Source organism: Polaribacter sp., assembly GCF_049276715.1.
Lineage (GTDB): Bacteria > Bacteroidota > Bacteroidia > Flavobacteriales > Flavobacteriaceae > Polaribacter.
Genome location: NZ_JBASWY010000034.1, coordinates 1 through 26,569 on the forward strand (window position 1 = coordinate 1; position 26,569 = coordinate 26,569).

Here is a 26,569-nt window from a genome sequence, read left to right on the forward strand (position 1 = left end):
AGTGAAGATAGAGCCGAAAAAATTAAAGCTGAATTGGTAGAGCGTAGAGGAGAATTATAAATAAATAACCGTAAAAAAATAATAATAATGTCATATAGAGAAGAACATCATTTTTCACTTCAAAACCTTAATTATTCTGAGAATGTTGGAGTAGATTTCGAAAAATATTCTGAAGAAGATTTAGTATCACTTTGGAGAAAAACCGTTAAAAAAGGAATGCATGGTATTTGTTTTAGCATGTACGAAGATGGACAAGAACCAGGAGATACAATTACAGAAGAACAAGTAGAAAGAAGGATAAAAATATTAAAACCACATACAAAATGGATTCGTTCATTTTCTTGTATTGAGGGTAATGAGCACATACCAAGAATTGCTAAGAAGCATGGATTAAAAAACTTAGTAGGTGCTTGGTTGGGTGATGATATGGAGAAAAATGAACTAGAAATAGCAGGACTTATACAATTAGCCAAAGAGGGTTGTGTAGATATTGCTGCTGTTGGTAATGAAGTAATGTATCGAAAAGATTTAACTGAGCAACAATTAATAGATTACATTTGGCGAGTAAAAGATGCGCTAAAAGATTTAGATATTCCTGTAGGTTATGTAGATGCTTATTACGAGTTTTCTCACAGACCAGCCATAACAAACTCTTGTGATGTAATTTTAGCCAACTGTTATCCTTATTGGGAAGGTTGTAATATAGAACATTCATTATCACACATGCAACAAATGTTTGGTCAGGCAGCTGCAGGTGGAATTGGAAAAAAAGTGATTATTACAGAAACAGGTTGGCCTAGTCAAGGTAGTAGTTTAAGAGGTGCACATTCTACCGCAGAAAACGCCATGAAATATTTCATAAATGCACAAGCATGGTCTGAAAAAGATAATATAGAAATGTTCTATTTCTCTTCTTTTGATGAATCTTGGAAAGTTGGAGCAGAGGGAGATGTTGGAGCTTACTGGGGTTTATGGGACAAAAACGAAAATTTAAAATTTTAATAGATTGACTAAAACACAATTTTAGGAATTCTTAAAACGCTGTAATTTTATAGCGTTTTTTTTATTTTAGAACTATACCATTTTTTTACACAATTTAACAATGGGTTTTTTCACTATACATTACCTATACAAAGTAGTTGTTTTTGAACTTATTTTCGCTCTTTGAATAGTTTTAACATTTACCTTTTTTTCTATGTTAATTAAGGTTTTTTTGAAGTAAATTCTGGTTTTAAGGGATTAATAAGTTATGTATGTTTATTGTTTGGGTGTAAAATGGTAATTTTTGTTATTTTAAAGTTAATATTGTATTCAATGTTTTAAATATATAATTATGAAAAAAATTACTTTATTATTTGCCTTATTGATATCATCAATTGGGTTTTCACAAACTTATGATTTATTAGAATCATTTAATGGTACTGGACTAGAAGGTACTTTTGGTGGCACAACTGCAGCTTATGATGCTGATCCTACAAGTGCATCCACTCAAGTAGTTAAAATAACCAGTACTAGTGGTACAGGGGATGTTTGGCAAGGTATTAATGTTGTTTTAACTAGCAATTATACTTTAACTTCAGCAACACAATTATCAATGCAGATGGATGTTTATTCAACCACAGCAATAACCATCGCACCAAAAGCTCAAGGTGGTGTATCCGGAGCTCCAAATGCAGTTACTTCTGTAGATCACACTGGATCAGGATGGGAAACGTTAACGTTTACTTTTGATAAAACATTGGATGGACAAGGCCCAGCCAACGGTATCTATGCTGATTTTGCGCTTCATATCAATTGGAATACTGCTGGTAATACTTATGGAACGCCAGATGGTAGAATTTTTTATATGAAAAACCTAAAAGGTTTAGCTGTTGCTACAACTCCAGATCCTGTTCCACCAACAGCAGCACCTTCACCTACAAATTCTGATTCTAATATTATCAAAATATACAATGATACAGGTGCTTTTACTGCTAATTCAATTTCTTGGCCTCAAGCTTATGATTTTGGTACAAATGCAGGAAATATAGATTTAGATCCAACAGCTGCCGTAAATAATGCTTTAAAAATGAATTTTGCAGCAGCAGGATGGGGAGCAGGCTCAGCAAATCCAGTAGATATTACAAACTATACTCATGTTCATCTTGATTATTATGTACCAACACTTGACCCTGGATCAAATGGTCATGAATTTAAATTTATAATTATTGGTGAAGGTCAAGGAGAAAAAGATTATGTATTTAAAGAGTCTGGAGCAGATGCTGTAATTGCATTTGATCAATGGGTAAGTGTTGATATTCCTTTAACTCATTATGAAGGTTTAGGCTTAACAAAAGATAAATTTTTACAATACAAATTGGGCTCAACTTCTGATTTAAATACAAAGCTAGTATACTTTGATAATATTTATATCTACAATTCAGCTACTGCAAGCGCAGATAACAACAAATTGTTAGGTTTTTCTATGTATCCAAACCCAGCGAACAACACATTAACAATCTCTGCTAAAGAAACAATTCAAAATGCAGATGTATATAATGTTTTAGGTAAAAAAGTAAGATCTTTTTCAGTTAACAAATCAAGAGAAACTTTAGATGTTTCTAACTTATCAACAGGTATTTATTTAGTTAAGTATACTGTTGATGGTGTAGTTGGAACTGCTAAATTTATTAAGCAATAGCAAATTATTTACATAAAACAAAAACCGAGCAATTTGCTCGGTTTTTTTGTTTAGGAAACTAACCAGTTATTTATTTCCTTCTTTTTTAATATTATCTAAATACTCTTGCAAGCGTTTTCCATACTCAGATACCTTTATTTTAGTAGGTAAAGAATTATTTACAGTGTCTAACATTTGTAGGCTTGCATCATACATTTCTGTTAAAGCGATATAAGGTGCTACTTCAAAATCTGAATTTGTGAGAGCAAAATTTGTGGTATACAAAACTCTTCTTCTAACTAGTTTTTTATAATCTTCTTCTAGTTTTTTAATTAAATCTTCGTCATTTGCTTTTTTTGCATCAAAATCTTTTTTGATGAAATCTAAACGTTCTTCTCGAAATCTTTTACTAATCTGATTAAATTTATCAAGAATTTCTTGGTTTTTAGAGCCTGATATTTCTGGAGAAAAACCAAATTGATCAACTTTATCATTGATAGTTATAGTACCTTGCTCCCCAAAGAAAAGAATTCTTTTATCAGTAGTATTTCCGTCAAAAGTTAAATAATATAAAACTGGTGAATCTACATTGTCTGTTAATTTAAAAGTATCTGAGCCATTTAAAGCAACAGAATCTACAGATATTAAAACTGTGTCATTCATCTTCTGTAAATACAATTTCCCTTTTTTAAGACCTTTAATTTGCCCTTGAACTATCATATTACCATCCTTTTTAGAAGAACAAGCGAATAGAAGTACAGAAAGCGCTAAAACAGCAATAATATTTTTCATTTTGATTTAAATTTTGGAGTGCAAATATGCTGATTTTTTTATAAAGTAGCTGCTAATTCCATTAAAATAGTACAAGCAATTGCACCAATTGTACCAATAGCATACCCAAATACAGCAAGTAAAACTCCTACAGTTGCTAAAGAGGGATGAAAAGCTTGCGCAACTATAGGTGCAGAAGCAGCACCACCAACATTGGCTTGACTACCCACTGCCAAAAAGAAATAAGGAGCTCTAATCAATTTAGCAACTATAATTAATAAAAGTGCATGAATCGTCATCCAAACCAAACCAACAACCATTAACCCTGGATTTTCTAGAGCTTGGTTTAAATCCATTTTCATACCAATAGAAGCTACTAAAATGTAAATAAAAATACTACCCAATTTACTTGCTCCAGCACCTTCGTAATTTTTCGCTTTTGTAAATGATAAAATAATGGCAACTATTGTAGAAATACTAATTAGCCAAAAGAAACCAGAATCTAAAAAAGAGAAAATATTTCGCCAAGTTTGTGAGTTTATAGACGCTACTAAATCACCAAAAAACGAACTTAAATATTTAGCAGCAAAATGCCCAAAACCAACGGTTCCAAAAGCAATTGCAAGCATAATCATAAAATCTGTAAGTGTAGGATTTCTTTTTACTTTTTTAGTAAACCTTGTAACTTTCTCTTTCAGTTCTTCAATAGCAGAGTTATCTGCTTTTAACCATTTGTTTATTTTCTTCTTTTTGCCAATTCCTATTAATAAAATGGCCATCCAAATATTAGCAACAACAATATCTACAATAACCATTCCTCCATATTTTGCAGGATTGTATTTGTAGATTTCTAACATGGCAGTTTGGTTAGCTCCACCACCAATCCAACTTCCAGCCAATGTAGAAAGTCCTCTCCAAACAGCATCAAAATCTCCACCTCCAACAGTTTCTGGAGAAAAAATAGAGATTAGTAAAATAGCAATTGGCCCACCAATAATAATACCAATTGTACCCGTAAAAAACATGATTAATGCCTTCGAGCCTAAATTAAAAATTGCTTTTAAATCGATGCTTAACGTCATTAAAACCAAAGCAGCAGGTAGTAAAAATCGACTAGCAACAAAATAAAGTTGAGATTCATTTTTAACCACTTCTCCTAAACTGTTTTCAGTTTCCCATTCTGGAGAAATTACTCTAAAAGTTGTAAAAAGAGCAGGAATAAAATACGCCATAAATAAGCCTGGTACTATTTTATAAAACTTTTTCCAAAAGCCAGTTTTTATGTTTTCTGTGTAGAAAACAAATCCTAAAGAGAGCATTAAAATACCAAAAACAATGGCATCGTTTGTAAATATTGGTTCAGACATTATGTGTTTTTTTAAAAGAAATCTGTGTTTAATAAAATTCCGACTCTTACTCTTTCTAAAGTTACAGTAGAATTTCTAATTTGAAAATAGCCGAATTTAAGCTTTAAGTTTTTATTTACTTTGCGTAAAAAACCAGCTCCAGTCCAATTTTGAGCAAATAAATCGCCTTGAAAATTTAGAAATATTTCGTTAAATGCATAAATACTCCAATTTTTAGAAAGTGGATAGTTTACATTTAAATCGTATCGAAACCAGTTTCTTGTTTCATCGATAAAATCTCTATGTATAAATCTGTGTTCTAATCGTAAACGATGTCTTGCATTAAATTTGCCCCATTTAGAACTAATGTTAAAATCTTCATACAAACGCCATTCGTACAAATGAATGGATGGGACATCGTAAGCCAAATCTCCTGTTGCATAACTTACACCTAAGGTTAAATTCATTTTTGGATTGAAAGCATAGTTAACACCCAACCTATAAATTTCTTGCTGAAATGCATTAGCAATCTCAAAATATCTAAAGTGCGCCATTGTTTGAAGCGAATATTTTTCTGATAATTTGTGAGAACCATTGTACATATACCAAGCGCCTAATTTACTTTCTGCAGAACTTTGTGAATATGTTTTAAATTGTAAAATACTTATAATTAGTAGAATACCAATTTTTTTCATGTTTTGTTTTAGTTTATAGAGTAAATTTTAGTTTCTTTAAAAGAAGATATTTTAATATTTTCTACCAATTTTTTGTAAGCAAGCCAATCGTTAGTGAAAAAAGTATTGGTTTCTGCAACTACTTTTTTAAATTCATCAATAAACTGGTTCATTAAAACTTTTTCAGTTTCTGTTTGTTCTCCAAATCTTGATTGTACATAAGAACTAGCTTGTCTTAATCTTTGATAAACAGTTACTTCTGGGGTCCTTGTGATTCCTTGCCTCTTATCAATTTTTCCTAAATACGTATCCAGTAAACCATCAATTTTCTTGATGATTTCTGTAGATGATTTTATTTCTTCTTTAAATTTTTTCTCTGCAGAGCTTGACCTAGCATCTTCTTTAGATAAATCTGATTTTATAGCAGTTGCTGTATTTTTACTCCCAACTAATTGTTGCACAATAGCTGCCATTTTTTCTTGATAACCTTCCAACTCTTTACTGGCACCATATTTTTGATTGATAGCCTCATCAGAAATTATTAATCTTGGATCAAAAGCAACAGTAATATCTTGTTCAGAAGTTTCATTACCAAAGGTCATTTTTAGTTTGTAAACACCTGGTTTTACATCAACTCCACCAGGTTCTCTATTAGATTCTCTTAAACTTCTAGAGGCTCTATTAACACCTTTTTCGTCTAAATACCAAGTTGTTTTATGAATGCCACTTTCTTTTGGTGTCTTGAATTTTAATGTTCTAATTTGAGTAAGTCCGTTAAAAACTTCTAGTTTTATACTATCGTATTTTACAATATTTTCATCCTTTTTCTTCTCTTCTTTATCAGTGTCTTCATCATCTTCCTTTTTTTCGCTTGCTTCTTTTTTAGGAATATCCACATAATAAGAAATAATAGCTCCACCATTTTTGTTTTCTCCTTGATACATGGCATCTGCCCCAAATCTACTTCCTGTGGGTTGTTGATATGCTGCTTGATATGCAATTGAAGGTGCAAATAAAACTAATTTTTTAGGAGTAATGTTGCTATTAGCCATTGCTCTTAAAGGTTTTATATCGTCTAAAACCCAAGCTGCTCGTCCAAAAGTTCCAATAATTAAATCGTTTTCTCTTGGATGAATTACCAAATCTTTTACAGGTACAGTTGGAAAACCTTCTGTCCATTTTGTCCATTTTTCACCTGCATTTAAAGAAATATATAAACCATCATCTGTTCCTAAAAATAATAAGTTTGCATTTTCTGGGTCTTCTATAATACACAAAGTATAAGATTGCACATCGTTTTCATCTACAATTCGTTCCCAAGTTTTTCCATAATTTTTAGTTCTATAAGCATAAGGAGTATAGTTGAAACGTCTGTAATCATTTGCTATTAAAAGCGCTTCACCTTTGTTTTTGTTAGAAGCTTTTATCTGCGTAATCCAGCTAAGTTCTGGTAAACCTTTGATGTTTTTAGCAACATTTGTCCAATTTTCTCCCCCGTTTTTGGTGATGTGTACTTGTCCATCATCAGTAGCTGCCCATAAAACGTTTTTTTCTAAAGTAGTTGGTTCGATAACTAAAATAGTACAATGATTTTCTGCACCAGTTGCATCCATAGTTAAACCACCACTTTCTCCTTGTTTTAACTTTTCTGGATTGTTAGTGGTTAAATCTGGTGATATTACTTCCCAAGTTAATCCTTTATCTGTTGATTTATGCACAAACTGACTCCCAAAATACAAGGTATTATTATCAAAAGGATCTATGTTGATGGCTGCATTCCAATTGAAACGCAATTCTACATTTGGGTCTTTATGAGTTGGTTTTACTGAATAATTGTTCCCTGTGATATAATCGTATCTCACAACAGAACCTTGCTGACTCATAGACCATCCATATCTGGAATCATCTTTGTCTGGAACTACATCAAAACCATCACCAAAACTAATTTCTTGCCAATAACTGTTTCTGATTCCCTGTGCTTTCCAAACATAAGCTGGTCCTCTCCAAGAACCATTATCTTGCATTCCTCCATAAACATTATAAGGAAATTCGTTATCAACATTTATATGATAAAATTGTGCAACAGGAATGTTACCTATAAATCTCCACGATTTCCCTCCATCTTTGGTAATATTTAGTCCACCATCATTTCCATCAATCATAAATTTTCCATTCTTTGGATGAATCCACCAAGCATGATGATCTGGATGCACACCATTGTCTACTCCATAAGCTGGCATTAATTGCTCGAAATTTTTCCCTCCATCTTGTGAAACATTCACATAGGTATAAATAGAATACACTCTGTTTTCGTTTTGCGGATCTACATAAATTTCTGAATAATAAAAAGGTCTGTTTCCAATATCTTCTTTGTCATTTACTTTTGTCCATTTAAAACCACCATCTTCACTTTTGTACAAAGCATTCTTTTTTGCTTCTACCAAAGCATAAATAACATCAGTATTATTGGGTGCAATTGCAACCCCAATTCTACCTAATTCTCCTTTTGGAAAACCTTCTTTTTCGGTGATTTGTTTCCAGTTTTCTCCACCATCATAAGTAATGTATAAACCACTTCCTTTTCCTCCAGATTTAAAAAACCAAGGATCACGTTTGTGTTCCCACATTGCAGCAATGATTTTATTCGGATTTTTAGGATCCATAATTAAATCTGCAGCACCTGTTTTTTCGTTGTTATATAAAATTTGTTTCCAGGTTTTTCCACCATCAACAGTTTTATAAACACCACGTTCTTTGTGCTCTCCCCAAGGAGAACCAATGGCACCAACATAAACAATATCTGGATTTGTAGGATGAATGATAACTCTGTGAATATGCCTTGTTTTTTCTAACCCCATGCTTTTCCAAGTTTTACCAGCATCTAAAGATTTGTAAATTCCAAATCCGCCATTCAAACTATTTCTTGGATTTCCTTCACCAGTTCCAGCCCAAACCACACTTGGATTCGATTGCTGAATGGCTACTGCACCAATAGAAGCTGTGAGTTCTTTTTCGAAAATAGGTTCCCATTTTATGCCTCCAGAAGTAGATTTCCAAATTCCTCCAGAAGCAGTGCCTACATACATTATCTCTGGATTCGATTCTACAACATCAATAGATGTTACACGTCCAGACATTCCTCCAGGACCAATATTTCTTGGTTTCATATTTTTGACTAAATCCATAGAAAATTCTTGTGAAAAGAATAGGGTAGTGGTGCATAAAAAAAGTAGCGTAAATAGTTTTTTCATTTTATAAAGTTTGATGATTCAATATAATTGCGAACAAGATACAAAATAGAAAACGCCCAATAAAAATTGAGCGTTGTTTTTAACAGTTATAAAAAAGATTTATTCCTCTTTATTTTTAGGTTCTCTTTTAGCATCTTTTAAAGCTTGCATCAACATCCATTCTATCTGTCCGTTTGTAGAACGAAATTCATCTGCAGCCCATTTTTCGATTGCTTTTATCATGTCTTCATTAACTCGCAATGCGAAAGCTTTCTTTTTTGCCATTTTATTTTTTTACAAATTCAACAATCGTTTGGATTAGTTGTTTTGAAATAGGAAAATCTGCAGACATATAAGATTTCATATTATCTTCCTCTTTTTCAATATTTTTTAAAACGTGATTCATGTTTTTTATAATTACTAATTCAGAATCTGGTTTGGCATTTTTTAAATTCTCTGCATCTTCTATTTGCACTTGAAAATCTTTATCACCATTTATTAATAATGTTGGTATGGTTACTTTTTTAATTTCATCAATAGGATTTAAAGCAACCCAAGAAGCTAAAAAAGGTTGATTTTGGGGAGCAAAAAGCGACATTAAATTTGGGTCAACTTCTTTAATTTCTCCAGTTTCTTTTAATTCTTTAAAATATTTTTCTGTGAGTTTTCCAAAATCGGAATTTTGTGAAGTTACTTGTCTTATGATGGTTTTATCAATCGTTTCTCCAGCACCTGCAATAGAAATATATTTATCAACATTGTCTAAAGCCATCATTGCAAATAAAGAACCTTGGCTATGACCTGCTAAAATAATTTCAGAAAAGCGCTCATCATCTTTAAAGTGATTGACCACTTCTTGTGCATCAAAAATAAAATCAGCAATTAAAACATCATTTAAAAAAGGGGCATTTTTTGGATTTGCTGTTCTTTTATCATAACTAAAAAAAGAAATATTTTCTTTGTTAACTGCTTCTCTAAATTGTCGAATGTATTGAGGTGTATTTCCATTTCTATCAACTCCACCTGAACCATGCACCCAAATAATTAATGGCGATTTCTTATCAGAAAATGTTAAAGTTCCTGGTAATTGTATTGCTTGATTGTTAATTAGAATTTCTTCAGTTTTAACTTGTGCTAAAGAAATAGTAATTGAAAATATTGTTATAATAAGGTAGCTTATAATCCGTATCATAATGAATGAATTTTTGATTTATAAGTTTCTAAAACACTCTTTGCTTCATTTTCTTTCTGTGAACCAATTAGTAATTTTTTACCATTTTTTAGTTCTAGTTGAATGCCAACATCACCAGAAACATTAAGAGCCTTTCCTTTAGATTTAGACCAACCCCCTTTAAAACCCCAACCTCCATATTCGCCTATTGGATCATAATTTCTTACAAAAGCCATCGAAATTTCACTCCAAGTGATTATTTTAAAACTCCAATGAAAAGGAAAAAATTTGTAGTGAATTCCTTTTTCATCAATTCTTGTTGTTAACTTAAAAATGAAAATAATAGCTGTAACTAAAATTATTCCGCCAATTGTACCTATAAATTCATTGGTTGTCATTTCTGAGTTTTCGTTTAAATACTCATTTATAATAACATAAATAGGCACTAATAAACTGAATCCCATTACAACTAAAAGCCAAGTTTGTGTAAAACGTTGCTCTTCTATAAACACTTTCATGTTATCTGTTTTTATCTCTTTCTAAAATAACGCTTGTCCAACCCTGAGATATTTCTATAACTCTCCAACCTTCTCTAGCATATTGATTTAATAAATCTTCAAAATTTTGAAAACGATTTCTTAAACCTAATTTGGGTTGTATTACTTTATATTCTTTCATTTTTTTTATTTCAAAGTTTCAAAGTTTCAAAGTTTTTTATTTTTGCTTACTGCCTCCTAATGACTTAAAGTACCTGTATTTACAACAGGCGAAGCTTCTTTGTCACCACATAAAATAACTAATAAATTGCTAACCATAGCAGCTTTGCGTTCGTCATCTAAATCTACAATTTGCTTTCTGCTTAATTCATTTAAAGCCATTTCTACCATTTCTACAGCACCCTGCACAATTTTATGTCTTGCAGCAACAATAGCAGTTGCTTGTTGTCTTTTTAACATGGCAGAAGCAATTTCATTTGCATAGGCTAAATACCCAATTCTAGCTTCTAAAACTTCAATGCCAGCAATTGTTAAACGTTCATCAATTTCTTTTTCTAAAGCCTCAGAAACTTCGTTAACGCTTGAACGTAAAGTAATATCTTCATCATGGCCTTCATCAGCAAAATTATCATAAGGATACATACTTGCCAATTTACGAACTGCAGCATCTGTTTGAACTCGTACAAAATTCTCGTAATTGTCTACATCAAAAGCAGCTTTGTAAGTATCTGTAACTCTCCAAACTAAAATGGTAGAAATCATTATAGGATTTCCTAATTTGTCGTTTACTTTTAAACGTTCGCTATCAAAATTACTTGCTCTTAAAGAAATTGGTTTTTTTCTGTATAAAGGATTTGCCCAATACAAACCATTTTCTTTAATAGTTCCCACATATTTACCAAAAAGTAAAATTACTTTGGATGTGTTTGGATTCACTAAAATAAAACCAAAAAAGCCTATAAAACCTAAAACTGTTAATGGCAAATACAATGGTGTACGCAGAATTATGGACATGATAATTCCTCCAAAAAATAGTAATAAAGTTATAAATAACATTAGGTAACCGTTTGCGAGTTTGATGATTTTCTCTTCTTTCATGATTAAATGATTTAGTATGATATTAAATTGATATCACAAAGATATAATATTTTTTTTTGATTTTCCAAAATTTCGGACAAATATTTTTATACTTTTGTCTGAACTTATATAAAGAATCTTTCTTATGAATTTTAAATTATTAGTATTTGTTCCTTTTTTATTGTTGATGAATTCTTCTTCTGAAGACGCTTATTTCTGGGGAAGAAATGGACATAGAGCTACTGGTAAAATTGCAGAAAAGCATTTAACTAGAAAGGCTAAAAAATGTGTGGATAAATTATTAAAAGGACAAAGTTTGGCATTTGTATCAACCTATGCAGATGAAATAAAATCAGACAGAGCTTATAGCAAATACTATCCTTGGCACTATGTGAACATGGATTTAGATCAGACTTACGAACAAGCAGAAAAAAATCCTGAAGGCGATTTAGTTACAGGTATTGACACCTGTATTCAAGTTTTAAAAGATAAAAACAGTTCTGAGAATGATAAAGCTTTTCATCTAAAACTATTGGTTCATTTTATAGGCGATTTACATCAACCTTTACATATTGGAAGAAAAGAAGACAAAGGAGGTAATGATGTGCAAGTGCAATGGTTTGGAAATGGTACAAACTTACATTCTGTTTGGGATACAAAAATGATTGAAGATTGGGAAATGAGCTATATAGAATTGGCAAACAATGCAGACGATTTATCAAAAGAACAAATAAAATTCATCGAAAAAGGCTCAATAATAGATTGGGTAAATGAAGTGCATGTAATTACAAAAGAAGTGTATAACTCAGCAAAAGTGGGAGAAAATTTACGTTATAAATATTCTTACGATCATTTTGGAACTGTAAGAAATCAACTTCAAAAAGGAGGAATTCGTTTGGCAAAAGTGTTAAATGATATTTATGATTAATCCTCTTTTTCTAAATTATTTAAAGACCTCTTAAATTTATTTTAAGAGGTTTTTTTGTTAATAATCAGTTAATTATTCTTATTGTATTTTAAAATGATGTAATTTTATAATGATGAAAAAACTAATATTTATTTTCTCGATTTTTATGTTAGTTTCTGCTTGTAAAAAGGAAGCGACTAAAGAAGTTGTTGTTGATGAAACTGAAAAAATACCATCTGTTAAAACTTACAATTACAATCAATTAAAACCTCGGTTAGAAAGGCAAGATGATAAGATTTATGTCATTAATTTTTGGGCAACTTGGTGCGCACCTTGTGTAAAAGAATTGCCTTATTTCGAAAAAATAAAAAAAGAATACGCAACTAAAAATGTTGAAATTTTGTTGGTGAGTTTAGACTTTCCAAAACAAATTGATAAAAAGTTAATTCCTTTTATTAATAAAAATAATCTACAATCTGAAGTTGTTTTATTCGATGATGTAAACGAAGATGTTTGGATTAAAGCCATTGACGAAAATTGGACTGGGGCTTTACCAGCAACTTTAATTTACAGCAAAAACAAAAGAAAATTTTTCGAACAATCTTTTACGTACGAAACTTTAGAAAACGAACTCAAACCTTTTTTAAAATAATTAAATAATGAAAACAATTAAATACATTTTATTACTTGCAGTGGTTGCCATTTCAGCAACTGCGTTTACATTAAAAACCAATGAGGTTGGTTATGCTGTTGGAGATACCATCGAAGATTTTTCACTAAAAAATATAGATGAAGAAATGGTGTCTTTATCAGATTATAAAAGCGCAAAAGGTTTTATCATCATTTTTACTTGTAATACTTGCCCTTATTCAGTGGCAAATGAAGACAGAATTATTGCTTTAAATAACAAATATGAAGCAAAAGGATATCCTGTAATTGCTATTAATCCTAACGACCCAAAAGCAGTTCCAGAGGATAGTTTTGAGAAAATGCAAGTAAGAGCAGATGAAAAAGGTTTCAATTTTCCTTATTTATTAGATGAAGGACAAAAAGTTTATCCAAAATTCGGAGCTTCAAAAACGCCACATGTTTATATTGTTACTAAAAAAGATATGAAAGTAAAATATATTGGTGCTATTGACAATAGTTCTAGAGAACCAAGTGCAGTTACAGAAAAATATGTAGAAAATGCAGTTGATGCTTTATTGGCAGGAAAGAAAATAGAAAAAACAGAAACCAGAGCAATTGGTTGTAGTATAAAAACCATTTAGAATTTTAATAAAATATTCAAGTTTAAAAAAAAATCTCAAGAAAACTTCTTGAGATTTTTTTATTTTGTTGCTACAAAAACCATACAATGTTGCCAAGGTAAATTCTCAATATTTTCTTCCAAGATAAAACCAGCAGCTTTCATTTCTTTTACAGCCTGTTTTTCAGACATTTTATGAATTTTTTTAATAGGTACAGATTCATCTTCCATTCTATATTCAATCAAATAGATTTTACCATTTTTCTTCAAAGATTTTTTTATGGATAAAATCATTTCTTTGGGAAAATTAAATTCATGATACACATCAACCATTAAAACTTTATCAAAAGTATGATCAGGTAGATTTACACTTTTTTCATCACCTTGAATCAATTCTATATTCTTATACTTTTCAAAGTTTGAATTTTTTAAAATAGCATCTAACATTTCTGGCTGAATATCTACTGCATACACTTTTCCTTTGTTGGCAATTGGTGCCATTTTAAAAACATGATAACCAGAACCAGCTCCAATATCTGCAATAAAGTCTGTGGGTTGAATTTTCATATTTTTAATGAGTTTAGAAGTGTTTTCCTCTTTTTCTCTGGTTGATCTTTCCAACCAATCAATTCCTTCATAACCCATTACATAAGCAATTTCTCTACCCAAATACCATTTTCCTATTCCATTATTATCTCCCTTTTTAAAAGTATAAATCTCTGAGGATGTTTCTTTTTCTTGAGCTTTACAAGAAAAAAAACACATACAAGTAAATAGTACTATTTTAGAATATAGTTTATGCTTCATGGTTTTTTATAATTTTCAATACTAAACTGTAAACTAAAGTGTTTTTATAAATTGCAAAAAGACTTTTTTATGCAATGCTAAATCTAATTCTGGAGCAAGTGAGGCACGAACTATATAATCTTTATCTCCCTCTTTTGTAGTTCCTTGCGTAGATGTTGCAGGAATTGTCCAATAACAGCCTTTTAATTGTCCATAACTCACACAGAACTTACTTTCATTCGGAATTTCTGTAATCATTAAATTGATTAATCTCAGATTCAATTTTCTTTTATAAGCCTCCTTTTCTTCAGAAGAATTACCTTTTGTAGGCAAATCTAAAGAAAAAACAGAAGGAGTAAAACCTTGATTTGCTAGTTCTTCTGAAACAAAATTTATTTTTGCAGAAGGCAAGTTTTCATGGATAAAAGAAACAAACTCTCTAGTGTTTTTATAAGCTTCTGCAATTCTTTGGTTCATGGAAGGCATTTGATTTACTAATATTTTATATTGATGTGCAGTAGCTTCATTATCACAAATGCTTAAATGCTTTTCTATTTTATAAATCAAAGATTGAGCTTTTTTATTCGCAACACAATAACCAGCAGTGCATTTGCCACCACTTGGAAATTTTGAACCACTGGCATATGCAATACTTTTACAGGTTGATAAAATTTCTCCATCACCTAAAAAATCCACATTTGGGCAAAAAGTTTGATCTAAAATAAAAACAGGATCTATGGCATTTTCCCCTTTAGAAGTCTTACGTTGTTTCGTTAAAACCTCCTTTAGTTTTAACAAATTTGGAACTTCAACTCTAGGGTTTGTGGGTATTTCTGCAATGATGTAAGCTACAGCATCTTCTTTGGCAATTTTATCTAAAACTGCATCTATACTTAAAACCATATCATGATTTCCATCTACAAGTAAATCTACAATTTCAACATTATGGTTACAAGCTGCAACTCTTCTGGCTTGGTCATTTGTACCACCATAACAATTTGGAGGAACAATAAATTTAATAGCTTTTCCTTTATAATTTTCTTGAGCATCATCAATTAAGCCCATCATGATTGCATATTGTATAGACAAGCCACTAGAGCCAAACAATGCTTTTCCTGATGTTCCAGTAATTTGATTTATTAATTTTTCTACAATTGCTTTATTTGAACCATCATCTGTTATTTTATCTAATGTTTCAGAGGCAAAAAGTTTTAACGCAATTAAAGAATTTATTGGAGTTATTGCAACACTTTCTCTTCTTCTTACATGTTGTATTTCAGATATATAATTTTGGTTGTCAGTTCCATTAATCAATATAATACTACCCAGATTTTTATATAGAGCTATGTAAAAATCAATATTGTTAGAGATGTCGAACTTATTGACATTATTTTTTTGGCTGATAAAAATTGTACTCCCTAAATTTTTAGGAATTTGATTTGGATTTTGAATGTACTTCAAAGTAAAATTATAACCATAAACCGTTTTTAATACTTCAAAATCATTTGTATTAAAATCTTCATCAGAATAATAAATATGTGTTTCTTTTTTAGCTAATAAATTTGTTCTTAAAACAGCTAAAATAGGCATTGCCTTTGATGAAAAACAAATCACATTTTCCGTGTTTAGAGAATTAGTTTTAGCAATTCCCCATTCTAAAATACAAGATAATGGATGTCCTAAACGTATATAATCGTAAGCTGTTGGTAATTTCTCTAAAGCTTTTGTAGATGAATTATTCGCCTTAAAAAGTGCTTCAAATTTATTGACAAATTCGCTTTTAGCTTCTGCTTCATTATAAATATCTAACCTATGTGTGGTTAAATTTAGCCAATCTTTTGGCATATTATTTAAAACATCTTTTATAAATAAACGTATCTTATTTTCTATCATTATATGAGATCTAGAATTAAATTGAGCTACAAAAGCTGAATGTAAACTGCTGTAAAATTATAAGTTTAAAGTCGTTAAGCAATGGAAATATTTACAAATCCAATAATCTTTTTGCAGCATTAAAAGGTGTCGTTTTTCCGTTTTCTAAAGCCAAAATTTCTTTCAATAAAGCACTTTTAATCAAAGGATTATTATAAAAATTATCTTTTAATTGTTGATTAATGGTAGATAATAACCAATATTTATTTTGATGATTTCTTTTTTTTGTGAAGTACTCATTTTCTTTAGTTAATGAAATATAATCGGTTATCATTTTATCAATTTTTTCAATTCCAATGTTTTTTAAAGCACTTGCAGTTAAAACTATAGGTTGCCAATTACTTTCTTTTATTGGGTATAAATGGAGCGCTCTATTAAATTCAACTTTGGCAATTTTCGCATTTTGTTCGTTATCGCCATCTGCTTTGTTAATTACAATGGCATCTGCCATTTCTATAATTCCTCTTTTAATTCCTTGCAATTCATCTCCAGCACCAGCCAATTTTAAAAGGAGAAAAAAATCGACCATAGAATGCACCACAGTTTCAGATTGCCCAACTCCAACAGTTTCAATAATAATCGTATCAAAACCAGCAGCTTCACAAAGTATAATGCTTTCTCTTGTTTTTTGTGCAACTCCACCTAAAGAAGTTCCAGAAGGCGAAGGTCTAATAAAAGCATTTTTATCAGTAACCAATTGTTCCATTCTAGTTTTATCACCCAAAATAGAACCTTTGTTTACAGAACTGCTTGGATCAACAGCCAAAACAGCAACTTTTTTCCCTTGATTTGTTAAGTGTTTTCCAAAAGCTTCAATAAAAGTACTTTTTCCAACACCAGGCACACCTGTAATTCCTATTCTTATAGATTTATTTGCATAAGGCAAGCATTGTTTTAAAATTTCGTTCGCTTTTTTTTGATGATTTGCATTGGTACTTTCTACCAAAGTAATGGCTTTACTTAAAAAGGTAATATTACCTTCTAAAATTTTAGATACAAATTCAGGTACTGAATTTTGTTTGGCTCTATTTTGCTTTATTTTTTCTGCACTAAAAGCACTCGTAGTTTCTGGCTTAGAAACTCCGTCTTTTTCCTGTAAAGCAGATTGTTTTTTAATCATTGTAAAAGATAATATGTAAATTTAAGGAATTAACCGCGAAGAAACGCAAAGATTTTTTCGCAAAGTTCGCCAAGAAAATGATAAAAACTTTGCGCACTTTGCGACAATTTTGCGGTTTTGCGTTTAAATTTTAAAAATTTTGCAACATCACCAAAAATTGATCGTCTTTAAGATAAGAATGCGATAATGAAATCAACCAAACAGCTACATCAACCTATAATTGACCAATGCAAAAACAATAATGCAAAAGCGCAAATGCAATTGTATAATTTGTATTGTAAAGCCATGTTTTTGATTTCTTATAGATATGTAAAAGATCGATTTATTGCTGAGGATGTAATGCAAGATGCGTTTATAAAAGCATTTAAAAATATTGATTCTTATAAAAATGAAGTTCCTTTTGGAGCTTGGTTAAAAAGGATTGTGATCAACCAAAGTATTGATCAATTAAAGAAAAATAAAATGGATTTAGTTGCTATTAATGAAGAAATTACAGAAAATGTTAAAGACGATGGCTGGGAAATTGAAAGTGATATTTCGATTGATGGAATTGTGAATAAAATAAACGAATTAAAGGAAAAATACAGATTGGTTTTAAGCTTGTATTTGTTGGAAGGATATGATCATCAAGAAATATCAGAAATTTTAAATATTACAGAAAACACCTCAAGAACACATTTGTTAAGAGGGAAAAAAATATTGAAAGAACAATTAAAAAACACGAGTTATGCAGCAGGATATTAAAGAAAAATTAAAAGAGTATAAAGGAGAAAATATAGACTTATCTTCTAATCATTCAAACAAATTTGAAGCATTATTGAAGCAAGAAGTGCATCAAAATAAATCGAAAAACAAAACTTTTAAATGGTTGTCTTTTGCAGCATCAATTGTTTTGTTGGTTAGTTTGGGAATTAAATTTTATCCAACAAAAAGCATTGAACCACAGCCAATAGTAAAAGAGGATAAACAAATTACTTTAGGAACTATATCACCAGAATTTAACACCATAGAAACCTATTATACAAATAGTATTAATTTAGAAGTCAGTCAGTTAGATTTGTCTGAAGAAAATAAAGAAATTGTTGATAGCTATTTATTAAAAATTGCAGAACTCACAAATGAATACAAATTATTAACCCAAGAGCTCAATACAAATGGGGTTAATGACGCAACTATAGATGCATTAATTCGTAATTTACAATTACGCTTACAGCTTTTACAACGTTTAAAAAAGCAACTAAATGAACTCAAAAATTTAAACACAAAACAAAATGAAACACAGATATTATAAACAAATCATCACTTTTATTGCTATTGGTTTTTTAGGAACTTCTTTTGCACAAAAGTTTGATAAAAAATTTACTGAAAACTTTAAAACAAACAAAGATGTTGAGGTTGAAATAAATGCATCAAACACAGATATAAATGTTACTGTTTGGGATAAAAACGAAGTACAAATAGAAGCTTTTATAGAAATAGAAGGCATTACCAAAGAAGAAGCAGAAAAATATTTTAAGGATTGGAATTTTGAAGCCCTAGGCAATTCTAAAAAAGTTCAAATTACATCAAAAGGAAGTAATTCTTTTAATTTTAAGAACGATTTTGTTTTTTTTGATAAGATGCATTTCGACTTTCAAATGCCAGAGATCGATTTTTCTAGTTTCGAAACCATTGTTTTACCTGATATGGATTTCGATTTTGACTTCGATTTCGACTTCGATTTTAATTCCGATAATATCTTTGAGGATATAGAGAAAAATATGGGTAAAAATGGCAAGTATAAATTTATATGGAAAGATGATGAGCATGATATAGAAATCAATTCTAAAAAAGAGTGGGAAGCTTTTAAGAAAACGAAAGAATACAAAGAATTGAAAGAGAAAATGGAGATGGACAAAGTAAAAATGCGAAAAGAAATTTCGAAATCTAAAATAAAAATGAGAGAAGGTTTAGAAAGAGCTAAAATTGAATATCAAAAAGTAGATAAAGAACAAATTAAAAAACAATTAGAAAAAGCGAAAGAAGAACTTAAAAAATTGAATTTTCATTTTAACTCCGATTCAACTAATATTTCTACAGATGGAAAGAAAATAAACATTAAAAAAAGATTGGAAATTAAGGTTCCAAAAGGTGCAACTTTCGACTTAAATACACGTCATTGTAAAGTAAAACTACCAAATACAGTTGCTTTTGGTAACGTAAAATATGGCACTTTCGATATAAATAATTTAAATGGTGGGAATTTAAGGGTAGATTATTCTAAAGTAAACATAAACGATTTAAATGCTTGTACTTTATTTTTAAACAATGTAACTGATGCTAAAATAGCATCAGTTACAAATACCACTATGAACAGCAATTCATCTGGAGTTAAAATTTATAGAATCAATGAAAATGTTAAGCTTTCAGATAAATTTGGACAATTAACAATTGATAGTTTTAGCCCTAATTTTGGAGAGTTTGTAATCAATTTAAGTCAGTCTGAAGCAACCATTATTTTAGGAACAGTTCCTAGCAAATTTAAATATCAGGTAAATAAGGTAAATCTTAACAACCAAAGAGTTGGAAAATCGAATGCGAATTTATCTACCAAAAACCTTATAAAAGTAAGTGGAGATTACAGCAGTATTGTAATTAAATAACACCTTTTTATTTTACCAAACTTCTAACAAATTCCATTTCGCTATTCTTTTAAAAGTGCCTATATTTAGCCTCTGTAAATAGTCACTTATTTAATGGAACTCTACAAAGAAAATCACCTTAAAGTATACAACTCATTATCAAAGTCTAAAGAAGCTTTTAAGCCTCTAACAGAAGGTTATGTTGGCATGTATGTTTGTGGTCCAACAGTATACAGCAATGCGCATTTAGGCAACGTAAGAACCTTTATGTTCTTCGATGTTGTGTATAGATATCTTTTACATTTAGGTTATAAAGTGCGTTATGTGCGTAATATTACAGATGCAGGTCATTTAGAAAATGATGCAGAAGAAGGCGAAGATAAAATTGCTAAAAAAGCACGTTTAGAACAAATTGAACCTATGGAAGTTGTACAACGTTACACAGTAGATTTTCATAATGTGCTAAAAAACTATAACTTTTTACCACCAAGCATAGAACCTACTGCAACAGGTCATATTGTGGAGCAAATAGAAATGATTAAAGAAATCATAGAAAAAGGTTTTGCTTATGAAGTAAATGGTTCTGTATATTTTGATGTTTTAGAGTATAACAAAAAAGGAAATTACGGAATTCTTTCTGGCAGAAAAGTAGAAGACTTAATTCATAATACAAGATCTTTAGATGGGCAATCTGATAAGAAAAATCCACAAGATTTTGCACTTTGGAAAAAAGCAGATGAACGTCATATTATGCGTTGGCCTTCACCTTGGTCTGATGGTTTTCCTGGTTGGCATTTAGAGTGTTCTGTAATGAGTACCAAGTATTTAGGAGAACAATTTGATATTCATGGAGGAGGAATGGATTTAAAATTTCCACACCATGAATGTGAAATTGCGCAATCTCAAACTTGTTCTGGTGTAAAACCTGTTAATTATTGGATGCACACAAATATGCTGTTATTAAACAGTCAGAAAATGGCAAAAGCTACAGGGAATTTTATTTTACCAAATGAAATTTTATCTGGAGAAAACAACATTTTACCAAAACCTTTTTCAGCTTCTGTGGTTCGTTTTTTTAACATGCAAGCCAATTACAGAAGTATTTTAGACTTTTCTGGAGATGCTTTAGAAGCATCAGAAAAAGGGCATGCAAAATTGATGGAAGCAATTTCGTTTTTAAATAAAATTGAAGCTGGTAAATCATCAACTTTTGATGTTCAAGAATGGAAACAAGATTGTTATGCTGCCATGAATGACGATTTTAATACACCAATTTTAATAGCTCATTTGTTCGAAGGTGTAAAAATCATCAATCAAATTAAAGAGCAAAAAGCAAGCTTAACTTCAGATGATTTAGCAGATTTTAAATCAACCATAAATGCTTTTGTTTTTGATGTTTTAGGTTTGATGAATGAAAACTCACAAGACAATTCTGAGAAAATAAAAGGAGTAGTGGAGTTGTTGATTAAATTAAGACAAGAAGCAAGAGAAAATAAAGATTGGGCATTGTCTGACCAAATTAGAGACGAATTAATTGAATTAGGCATTCAATTAAAAGATGGTAAAGAAGGTACAACTTTTTCAATAAATTAAAGGCCCATCCCAACCTTCCCAAAGGGAAGGAACTCTGATCAATTTGATTTTTAAAGTATGGATAATAGAAAAGATTTTTAACAATAGATGTCTGATCATAAAAATAAAAAAACAGGCAATAAATTCCCCCTTTGGGGGTTAGGGGGCTTCCTCATTTTATTAGTTCGTTTTTATCAAACAGCAATATCTCCTTTTACACCAAGCACTTGCAGATATTCTCCAACTTGTTCGCAGTATACAATAGAAGCTTTACAAAAACACGGTTTATTTTCTGGAGGTTGGTTATCTTTGAAACGAATTTTTAGTTGTAATCCTTGGGGAGGAAATGGTTATGATCCAGTTCCTGAAAAGAGAAATAAATAATATCAAGGTCATTGTGAGTAAGAATGACGAAACAATCTCATCTTTTTAAAGATTGCTTCATTACATTCGCAATGACATAAGAATAAAAAGAAATATGAGTTTTTTAGCATTTAATTGGGATCCATCATTAGGTATCGATTTAGGGTTTTTTGTAATTCGTTGGTACAGTTTAATGTTTGTGGCCGCTTTTTTATTGGGCTTACACTTAATGAAAAAGATTTATATAGAAGATAATATACCTTTAGAAAAATTAGATACAATTTTTATGTATGTTTTTATTTCTATGCTAATTGGTATGCGTTTAGGAGATGTTTTCTTTTATAGTTGGGACTATTATCAGAATCATTTATTAGAAATAATTTTACCTTTTAAACAAAGAGAGGGTTCATCTGCCATTTTCGGATTAATTAAAGGTTGGGAATTTACTGGTTTTACTGGTTTTGCAAGTCATGGAGCAGCGATTTCAATAATTTTGGCAATGTATTTTTATGCTAAAAAACATTTGGATAAACCTTGGTTATTTATTTTAGATAGATTAGCAATTATGGTTGCTTTATCTGGGTTTTTTATTAGAATGGGTAATTTCTTTAATTCAGAAATTTACGGTAAAGCCACAGGTTCTGATTTTGGTGTAATCTTTAAATCTAATGGAGAAGATTTTGCAAGGCATCCAACACAATTATATGAAGCTTTTAGTTATTTGGCGCTGTTTTTTGTAATGTGGTATTTATACTGGAAAACCAATAAAAAACAACAAACGGGTTTCTTATTTGGTTTGTTTATGTTGGTGCTCTGGTCTTTGCGTTTTGTAATCGAGTTTTTAAAAGAACCACAAGTGCAAGAACGAGGAAAAGAATGGTTTTTTAGTCCTTTAAATACAGGTCAGGTTTTAAGTATACCATTAGTTTTAATCGGTTTGTGGTTAATGCTCAGAAATACGAAAAAGAAGAAGAACATAGAAAAATAATGGAGAAATTAAAAGAAAGATGGGGCATTAAAAGCAACTGGTCTCTTTTGGCAATCTTAATTGTTTTTGCAATAAATGGCTCTTTTGCAGCCTGGGTTGCTAAACCTGTAACTAATTTTTTAGGATTAACTCCAGATACAATTTCTGCTTGGGTTTACTGGCCTTTGAGAATTCTATTAATTTTCCCTATTTACCAGCTTACTTTGCCAATTTTAGGATGGCTTTTTGGTCAATTTAAATTCTTTTGGGCTTTTGAGAAAAAGTTTTTAAGCAGATTAGGGTTAGGTTTTCTTTTTAAAGAAGAAGCTTAAACATCAATGGTAATCTTTTTATCCTTTTTATCTTCTTTCTGAATTAGATACGTGTAAATCCACATAATTGTAAACGTAGGAATTACATCAGAAAATGGAATAATTTCTTCTAAAAAACTAACAATCCCAGCAATTTTACCTTTGGTTCCTTTGTACATTTTAGTCATTAAATACCCAGAAATTGGTGCCCACACAAAATCTAAAGGAATTACTGTTAAAAAACCAATAAGGTCTAAAAGTATGCTAAATAATAATTTACTATATTTTTTATTCATGTAAAGACTATTTCAAAATTCTTGCCAAAAAATATTATTTTATTTTAGAAAATGATATGTTTGTTAAAAGTAACAAATCAGAATGAATTTTCCAGATTTTAAAAATAAAATTGAAGATTTAAAAATTAAAAAACTCGGAGGTTTAGAGGCTCAATTTAAGATGGCACCCAAACTTCGGTTAAAATATGATGCTGATAAAATACAGGCTAGTAATCCTAAAAAAGCGTCTGTGTTAGCATTGTTTTATCCAAATAATAAAAATGAAACTTGTTTATTATTAACCCAAAGAGCGAGTTATAAGGGCACACATTCTGCACAAATTAGTTTTCCTGGAGGTAAAGCAGAAAAAGGTGATAAAAATTCTGAATATACTGCATTGAGAGAAACTTATGAAGAGGTTGGCATTGAGACTTCTAAAGTAGCAATTTTTAGAGAAATAACAGACGTTTATATCCCACCAAGTAATTTTTTAGCAACTCCTTTTTTAGGATTTACAGATTCGAAACCAACTTTTGTTTTAAATCATGAGGTTGCAAAAACCATCGAGATTTTAGTGTCAGATTTGTTAGATGATAAGGTTTTATCAACCGTGAATTTAACCACTTCATATATGAAAAATATAGATGTGCCTTGCTTTAAAATTAACGATTACATTATTTGGGGAGCTACAGGAATGATGTTATCTGAAATTAAAGAACTATTAAAATAGTAAATTCTCTATTAGTTTTGTAATTTTGTTTAGTAAACCAAATAAAAAAGTAGCAATGCCTTTATTTAAAAGGAATCCTTTTGGTCATTATTTATTCTTAAAAAAATGGCTTATTCGTATTTTGGGAGTTATATCTCATAGCAGATATCGTAAGTTTAATAACTTGCAAATAGATGGTTCTGAAATTTTAAGAGACTTACCAGATAAAAATGTACTTTTTATTTCGAATCATCAAACCTATTTTGCAGATGTTGCAGCTATGTTGCATGTGTTTAATGCTTCTTTAAGTGGTAGAGATGATAGTATAAAAAACGTGGGTTATATCTGGAATCCGAAGTTGAATATCTATTATGTTGCTGCAGGCGAAACCATGCGTTCTGGTTTGCTACCTAAAATATTTGCTTATACAGGTTCTGTTTCTATTGATAGAACTTGGAGGCAATCAGGAAAAGATGTAAACAGACAAGTAAAAAATTCTGATATTTCGAACATTGGTAAAGCTATAAAAGATGGTTGGGTAATTACATTTCCACAAGGAACAACAACCCCTTTTAAGCCTATTAGAAGAGGAACTGCACATATTATAAAAACTTTTAAGCCAATTGTGGTACCTATTGTAATTGATGGTTTTAGACGTTCTTTTGATAAAAAAGGGTTGAGCATTAAAAAGCGAAATGTCTTACAATCTATGGTCATTAAAGAACCCTTAGAAATTGATTACGAAAATGAAGATGTTTCTGAAATTATTACAAAAATTGAATTTGCTATAGAACAGCATCCCTCGTTTCTAAAAGTACTTTCTCCAGAGGAAGCTGAAAAATATTTAGAAGAAGAAGAAGAATTAAACAAGCAAAGAACTTTTTGGAGTTCTTAGGGATATAAAACATTAGAAAAAAAGCATCTAATTTAGATGCTTTTTTTATAGAGTAGATTTTAGGTGATAAGTATGATTATTATTTTGTGCTAGCGATAGTTACATTGGAAATAAATCGACCAAAGGAGATTTATTCTACTTCAACAATGCCAAGAAAACTATTGTCTAAATTTAAAGAAGAAATTTTTTGGTTTTTAAGGCTGTTCTTTGTTGGGCTTTCGTTATTTTTTTAGCAATTTTTCAATTAGTTTCAATATTTCTTGAGATTTTTTCTTTACTCGTAAATGTCCGTGAATTGTATTATTAAACATGAATTTGCGTTGTTTGAGAGAATTAGTGAGACTACTAACTAAAACTTTTTCATTAACGTCTTTCCATAAAATTTCATCAACAATATTACCCATTGGTCCCTTTGAAGAAGTGAAATGCTGTGCATAATAAATACTTACATTTTTATAAGTATCAAGATTACTATCAAATCGTTTTAATTGGTCTTCTTGCATACTGTTTAAGTCCATTAACTTATCTATTAAATCTTTATTCAGAAGATTAATATTTCCTGATGATATTATGGTTTTAAAGGTGTTATTTGCATAGTCTCTTTTAACTTTAAAAGAATCATCTATTTCGTATCTTGCTATTTTTATAATGGGATCGATGTTACTGGACGGTTTATAGATTCTTTTTAATAATTTTTCTGTAGCTATATTATTGTCAAGTTGTATTTCAGTAATACGATTTATATCCAATGTGTCTTTTTTTAAGTCATTCGCAAGAGAATTCATATAAATCATTTCCAGCTTTTTATTTTCACTTTCTTGATTCCAATTATTAATCTGAAGTGCAATCAAAATACCAATAACAACCAGTATAATTTCTCCAATGGCATATTTAAAATACTTCCCAGTTTTATTTTTTTCCATGAGCTCTAATCTTATCTTTCTAAAAAATTTAATCATATAAAGTAGTTCTATTTTTTCCGCAAGCGGCTATCTCAACCAAAGGTCTACAAGACCTTTGATTTTGCTTTGCAAAATAATGTTTCAATAATCTAAAGAATTTTATCATTGGTTAGCGGTTTCTGATAATGAAGCACAACGTTTAGTATATGAAAAGTAGACGATTTTGAAGTACCAACCTTTCGGTTAAGTACAAAGTTTGACAAGAGCTATAACCCTTGATATTACTGCTGTTTCGCCTATTTTTTATATACATCTTAAGTTTGTCTTTTAATAAATTTGGTACTTAATCAGAAAGAATAAAAGAGAGAATTAAGGTTAATATACACGGTGAAGCTTTAGACTTCGACAACACTGATAATCCTCTCTCTTTTCTACTAAAAAACACGTTCAGTTCTGTGAGACTTTAGATCTCGATTTCAAGTTGTTGTGAGTATTAGTAGCTTATTCTTTCACAAATCATTTTCTTATGAATAAA

Annotated in this window: 28 protein-coding genes; 14 read left to right on the top strand and 14 right to left on the bottom strand. The window is 30.3% G+C overall.

Annotation, left to right across the window (positions count from 1 at the left end; genetic code table 11):
- Positions 1–87: 87 nt before the first annotated feature.
- Positions 88–1,002, top strand: a complete 915-nt coding sequence (locus tag WAO74_RS09550; RefSeq protein ID WP_422161577.1) for a glycosyl hydrolase family 17 protein — start codon at positions 88–90, stop codon at positions 1,000–1,002.
- Between the two features lie 331 nt (positions 1,003–1,333).
- Positions 1,334–2,680 (top strand): T9SS type A sorting domain-containing protein, encoded by a 1,347-nt coding sequence (locus WAO74_RS09555; protein WP_422161579.1) that lies wholly within the window; start codon positions 1,334–1,336, stop codon positions 2,678–2,680.
- 66 nt (positions 2,681–2,746) lie between these two features.
- Here WAO74_RS09555 and WAO74_RS09560 read toward each other — a convergent pair whose 3' ends face one another.
- The 9 genes from WAO74_RS09560 to WAO74_RS09600 all read right to left on the bottom strand — a co-directional run bounded on the left by WAO74_RS09560 (position 2,747) and on the right by WAO74_RS09600 (position 11,446).
- Complete coding sequence (locus WAO74_RS09560; RefSeq protein ID WP_422161581.1) at positions 2,747–3,451, bottom strand: DUF4369 domain-containing protein; 705 nt, start codon at positions 3,449–3,451, stop codon at positions 2,747–2,749.
- Between the two features lie 38 nt (positions 3,452–3,489).
- Positions 3,490–4,797 carry a DUF819 domain-containing protein gene (locus tag WAO74_RS09565; protein WP_422161582.1) on the bottom strand — a complete coding sequence of 436 codons (1,308 nt, stop codon included), beginning with the start codon at positions 4,795–4,797 and terminating at the stop codon, positions 3,490–3,492.
- Positions 4,798–4,808: 11 nt separating this feature from the next.
- Positions 4,809–5,471, bottom strand: coding sequence for a DUF2490 domain-containing protein (locus tag WAO74_RS09570; protein ID WP_422161583.1), 663 nt, complete (start codon positions 5,469–5,471; stop codon positions 4,809–4,811).
- 8 nt (positions 5,472–5,479) lie between these two features.
- Positions 5,480–8,701: a WD40/YVTN/BNR-like repeat-containing protein gene (locus WAO74_RS09575; RefSeq protein WP_422161585.1), complete on the bottom strand. Its 3,222-nt coding sequence runs from the start codon at positions 8,699–8,701 to the stop codon at positions 5,480–5,482.
- Between the two features lie 99 nt (positions 8,702–8,800).
- Positions 8,801–8,965 (bottom strand): Arc family DNA binding domain-containing protein, encoded by a 165-nt coding sequence (locus WAO74_RS09580; RefSeq protein WP_422161587.1) that lies wholly within the window; start codon positions 8,963–8,965, stop codon positions 8,801–8,803.
- Position 8,966: 1 nt separating this feature from the next.
- On the bottom strand, positions 8,967–9,872 hold the full coding sequence (locus WAO74_RS09585) for an alpha/beta hydrolase family protein (RefSeq protein WP_422161589.1): 906 nt from the start codon (positions 9,870–9,872) through the stop codon (positions 8,967–8,969).
- Positions 9,869–10,369 (bottom strand): hypothetical protein, encoded by a 501-nt coding sequence (locus WAO74_RS09590; protein ID WP_422161590.1) that lies wholly within the window; start codon positions 10,367–10,369, stop codon positions 9,869–9,871. The genes WAO74_RS09585 and WAO74_RS09590 overlap by 4 nt, the downstream gene beginning before the upstream one ends.
- A 1-nt stretch (position 10,370) precedes the next feature.
- Complete coding sequence (locus WAO74_RS09595; protein ID WP_422161592.1) at positions 10,371–10,529, bottom strand: DUF4177 domain-containing protein; 159 nt, start codon at positions 10,527–10,529, stop codon at positions 10,371–10,373.
- A gap of 56 nt (positions 10,530–10,585) precedes the next feature.
- Positions 10,586–11,446, bottom strand: coding sequence for an SPFH domain-containing protein (locus tag WAO74_RS09600; RefSeq protein ID WP_422161594.1), 861 nt, complete (start codon positions 11,444–11,446; stop codon positions 10,586–10,588).
- Positions 11,447–11,570: 124 nt separating this feature from the next.
- Here WAO74_RS09600 and WAO74_RS09605 point away from each other — a divergent pair, with 124 nt between their 5' ends.
- The 3 genes from WAO74_RS09605 (at position 11,571) to WAO74_RS09615 (ending at position 13,603) form a co-directional block, all read left to right on the top strand.
- Positions 11,571–12,353, top strand: coding sequence for a S1/P1 nuclease (locus WAO74_RS09605; RefSeq protein WP_422161596.1), 783 nt, complete (start codon positions 11,571–11,573; stop codon positions 12,351–12,353).
- A gap of 109 nt (positions 12,354–12,462) precedes the next feature.
- On the top strand, positions 12,463–12,984 hold the full coding sequence (locus tag WAO74_RS09610) for a TlpA disulfide reductase family protein (protein WP_422161598.1): 522 nt from the start codon (positions 12,463–12,465) through the stop codon (positions 12,982–12,984).
- 7 nt (positions 12,985–12,991) lie between these two features.
- Positions 12,992–13,603 (top strand): thioredoxin family protein, encoded by a 612-nt coding sequence (locus WAO74_RS09615; protein ID WP_422161600.1) that lies wholly within the window; start codon positions 12,992–12,994, stop codon positions 13,601–13,603.
- 59 nt (positions 13,604–13,662) lie between these two features.
- Here WAO74_RS09615 and WAO74_RS09620 read toward each other — a convergent pair whose 3' ends face one another.
- The 3 genes from WAO74_RS09620 to meaB form a co-directional block, all read right to left on the bottom strand.
- Positions 13,663–14,388, bottom strand: a complete 726-nt coding sequence (locus tag WAO74_RS09620; RefSeq protein WP_422161602.1) for a class I SAM-dependent methyltransferase — start codon at positions 14,386–14,388, stop codon at positions 13,663–13,665.
- A gap of 33 nt (positions 14,389–14,421) precedes the next feature.
- Positions 14,422–16,260 carry a cystathionine beta-synthase gene (locus tag WAO74_RS09625; protein WP_422161604.1) on the bottom strand — a complete coding sequence of 613 codons (1,839 nt, stop codon included), beginning with the start codon at positions 16,258–16,260 and terminating at the stop codon, positions 14,422–14,424.
- A gap of 91 nt (positions 16,261–16,351) precedes the next feature.
- Positions 16,352–17,419 (bottom strand): methylmalonyl Co-A mutase-associated GTPase MeaB, encoded by a 1,068-nt coding sequence (meaB, locus tag WAO74_RS09630; RefSeq protein ID WP_422161606.1) that lies wholly within the window; start codon positions 17,417–17,419, stop codon positions 16,352–16,354.
- A gap of 186 nt (positions 17,420–17,605) precedes the next feature.
- On the opposite strand from meaB, the gene WAO74_RS09635 reads away from it, so the two are divergent.
- From WAO74_RS09635 to WAO74_RS09665, 7 genes are all read left to right on the top strand, one after another.
- A complete protein-coding gene (locus tag WAO74_RS09635) occupies positions 17,606–18,163 on the top strand; it encodes an RNA polymerase sigma factor (RefSeq protein ID WP_422161608.1) in 558 nt (185 codons plus the stop codon).
- Positions 18,147–18,710, top strand: coding sequence for a hypothetical protein (locus tag WAO74_RS09640; protein ID WP_422161610.1), 564 nt, complete (start codon positions 18,147–18,149; stop codon positions 18,708–18,710). The genes WAO74_RS09635 and WAO74_RS09640 overlap by 17 nt, the downstream gene beginning before the upstream one ends.
- On the top strand, positions 18,691–20,061 hold the full coding sequence (locus WAO74_RS09645) for a hypothetical protein (RefSeq protein WP_422161611.1): 1,371 nt from the start codon (positions 18,691–18,693) through the stop codon (positions 20,059–20,061). Before WAO74_RS09640 ends, WAO74_RS09645 begins: the two co-directional genes overlap by 20 nt.
- 93 nt (positions 20,062–20,154) lie before the next feature.
- Positions 20,155–21,633, top strand: coding sequence for a cysteine--tRNA ligase (cysS, locus tag WAO74_RS09650; RefSeq protein ID WP_422161613.1), 1,479 nt, complete (start codon positions 20,155–20,157; stop codon positions 21,631–21,633).
- An 87-nt stretch (positions 21,634–21,720) separates the two neighbouring features.
- The gene (gene yidD / locus WAO74_RS09655) at positions 21,721–21,996 is read left to right on the top strand and encodes a membrane protein insertion efficiency factor YidD (protein ID WP_422161615.1); all 276 of its coding nucleotides are present in this window, start codon (positions 21,721–21,723) and stop codon (positions 21,994–21,996) included.
- A gap of 94 nt (positions 21,997–22,090) precedes the next feature.
- Positions 22,091–22,963, top strand: a complete 873-nt coding sequence (gene lgt / locus WAO74_RS09660; RefSeq protein ID WP_422161617.1) for a prolipoprotein diacylglyceryl transferase — start codon at positions 22,091–22,093, stop codon at positions 22,961–22,963.
- Positions 22,963–23,274: a DUF6787 family protein gene (locus WAO74_RS09665; protein ID WP_422161619.1), complete on the top strand. Its 312-nt coding sequence runs from the start codon at positions 22,963–22,965 to the stop codon at positions 23,272–23,274. Before lgt ends, WAO74_RS09665 begins: the two co-directional genes overlap by 1 nt.
- Here WAO74_RS09665 and WAO74_RS09670 read toward each other — a convergent pair.
- A complete protein-coding gene (locus WAO74_RS09670) occupies positions 23,271–23,549 on the bottom strand; it encodes a hypothetical protein (protein WP_422161621.1) in 279 nt (92 codons plus the stop codon). The genes WAO74_RS09665 and WAO74_RS09670 overlap by 4 nt on opposite strands.
- Positions 23,550–23,631: 82 nt before the next feature.
- Here WAO74_RS09670 and WAO74_RS09675 point away from each other — a divergent pair, with 82 nt between their 5' ends.
- Both WAO74_RS09675 and WAO74_RS09680 read left to right on the top strand, forming a co-directional pair.
- Entirely contained in the window at positions 23,632–24,258 is a 627-nt protein-coding gene (locus WAO74_RS09675) for an NUDIX hydrolase (RefSeq protein ID WP_422161623.1), read from the top strand.
- A 55-nt stretch (positions 24,259–24,313) separates the two neighbouring features.
- Positions 24,314–25,132, top strand: a complete 819-nt coding sequence (locus WAO74_RS09680; RefSeq protein ID WP_422161625.1) for a lysophospholipid acyltransferase family protein — start codon at positions 24,314–24,316, stop codon at positions 25,130–25,132.
- Positions 25,133–25,353: 221 nt separating this feature from the next.
- On the opposite strand, the gene WAO74_RS09685 is transcribed toward WAO74_RS09680, so the two are convergent.
- Entirely contained in the window at positions 25,354–26,055 is a 702-nt protein-coding gene (locus tag WAO74_RS09685) for a DUF6090 family protein (RefSeq protein ID WP_422161627.1), read from the bottom strand.
- Positions 26,056–26,569 lie beyond the last annotated feature (514 nt).

Excerpts from the sequence above, each read along its gene's own strand:
- WAO74_RS09665 (WP_422161619.1), top strand. The coding sequence starts at position 22,963 with ATGGAGAAATTAAAAGAAAGATGGGGCATTAAAAGCAACTGGTCTCTT.
- WAO74_RS09560 (WP_422161581.1), bottom strand. The coding sequence starts at position 3,451 with ATGAAAAATATTATTGCTGTTTTAGCGCTTTCTGTACTTCTATTCGCT.
- yidD (WP_422161615.1), top strand. The coding sequence starts at position 21,721 with ATGTCTGATCATAAAAATAAAAAAACAGGCAATAAATTCCCCCTTTGG.
- WAO74_RS09575 (WP_422161585.1), bottom strand. The coding sequence starts at position 8,701 with ATGAAAAAACTATTTACGCTACTTTTTTTATGCACCACTACCCTATTC.
- WAO74_RS09645 (WP_422161611.1), top strand. The coding sequence starts at position 18,691 with ATGAAACACAGATATTATAAACAAATCATCACTTTTATTGCTATTGGT.
- WAO74_RS09570 (WP_422161583.1), bottom strand. The coding sequence starts at position 5,471 with ATGAAAAAAATTGGTATTCTACTAATTATAAGTATTTTACAATTTAAA.
- WAO74_RS09595 (WP_422161592.1), bottom strand. The coding sequence starts at position 10,529 with ATGAAAGAATATAAAGTAATACAACCCAAATTAGGTTTAAGAAATCGT.
- WAO74_RS09620 (WP_422161602.1), bottom strand. The coding sequence starts at position 14,388 with ATGAAGCATAAACTATATTCTAAAATAGTACTATTTACTTGTATGTGT.
- WAO74_RS09675 (WP_422161623.1), top strand. The coding sequence starts at position 23,632 with ATGAATTTTCCAGATTTTAAAAATAAAATTGAAGATTTAAAAATTAAA.
- WAO74_RS09610 (WP_422161598.1), top strand. The coding sequence starts at position 12,463 with ATGATGAAAAAACTAATATTTATTTTCTCGATTTTTATGTTAGTTTCT.
- WAO74_RS09565 (WP_422161582.1), bottom strand. The coding sequence starts at position 4,797 with ATGTCTGAACCAATATTTACAAACGATGCCATTGTTTTTGGTATTTTA.
- WAO74_RS09625 (WP_422161604.1), bottom strand. The coding sequence starts at position 16,260 with ATGATAGAAAATAAGATACGTTTATTTATAAAAGATGTTTTAAATAAT.
- WAO74_RS09685 (WP_422161627.1), bottom strand. The coding sequence starts at position 26,055 with ATGGAAAAAAATAAAACTGGGAAGTATTTTAAATATGCCATTGGAGAA.
- WAO74_RS09635 (WP_422161608.1), top strand. The coding sequence starts at position 17,606 with ATGAAATCAACCAAACAGCTACATCAACCTATAATTGACCAATGCAAA.
- WAO74_RS09550 (WP_422161577.1), top strand. The coding sequence starts at position 88 with ATGTCATATAGAGAAGAACATCATTTTTCACTTCAAAACCTTAATTAT.
- WAO74_RS09605 (WP_422161596.1), top strand. The coding sequence starts at position 11,571 with ATGAATTTTAAATTATTAGTATTTGTTCCTTTTTTATTGTTGATGAAT.
- WAO74_RS09640 (WP_422161610.1), top strand. The coding sequence starts at position 18,147 with ATGCAGCAGGATATTAAAGAAAAATTAAAAGAGTATAAAGGAGAAAAT.
- WAO74_RS09670 (WP_422161621.1), bottom strand. The coding sequence starts at position 23,549 with ATGAATAAAAAATATAGTAAATTATTATTTAGCATACTTTTAGACCTT.
- WAO74_RS09680 (WP_422161625.1), top strand. The coding sequence starts at position 24,314 with ATGCCTTTATTTAAAAGGAATCCTTTTGGTCATTATTTATTCTTAAAA.
- WAO74_RS09555 (WP_422161579.1), top strand. The coding sequence starts at position 1,334 with ATGAAAAAAATTACTTTATTATTTGCCTTATTGATATCATCAATTGGG.
- meaB (WP_422161606.1), bottom strand. The coding sequence starts at position 17,419 with ATGATTAAAAAACAATCTGCTTTACAGGAAAAAGACGGAGTTTCTAAG.
- cysS (WP_422161613.1), top strand. The coding sequence starts at position 20,155 with ATGGAACTCTACAAAGAAAATCACCTTAAAGTATACAACTCATTATCA.
- WAO74_RS09615 (WP_422161600.1), top strand. The coding sequence starts at position 12,992 with ATGAAAACAATTAAATACATTTTATTACTTGCAGTGGTTGCCATTTCA.
- WAO74_RS09585 (WP_422161589.1), bottom strand. The coding sequence starts at position 9,872 with ATGATACGGATTATAAGCTACCTTATTATAACAATATTTTCAATTACT.
- WAO74_RS09580 (WP_422161587.1), bottom strand. The coding sequence starts at position 8,965 with ATGGCAAAAAAGAAAGCTTTCGCATTGCGAGTTAATGAAGACATGATA.
- WAO74_RS09590 (WP_422161590.1), bottom strand. The coding sequence starts at position 10,369 with ATGAAAGTGTTTATAGAAGAGCAACGTTTTACACAAACTTGGCTTTTA.
- lgt (WP_422161617.1), top strand. The coding sequence starts at position 22,091 with ATGAGTTTTTTAGCATTTAATTGGGATCCATCATTAGGTATCGATTTA.
- WAO74_RS09600 (WP_422161594.1), bottom strand. The coding sequence starts at position 11,446 with ATGAAAGAAGAGAAAATCATCAAACTCGCAAACGGTTACCTAATGTTA.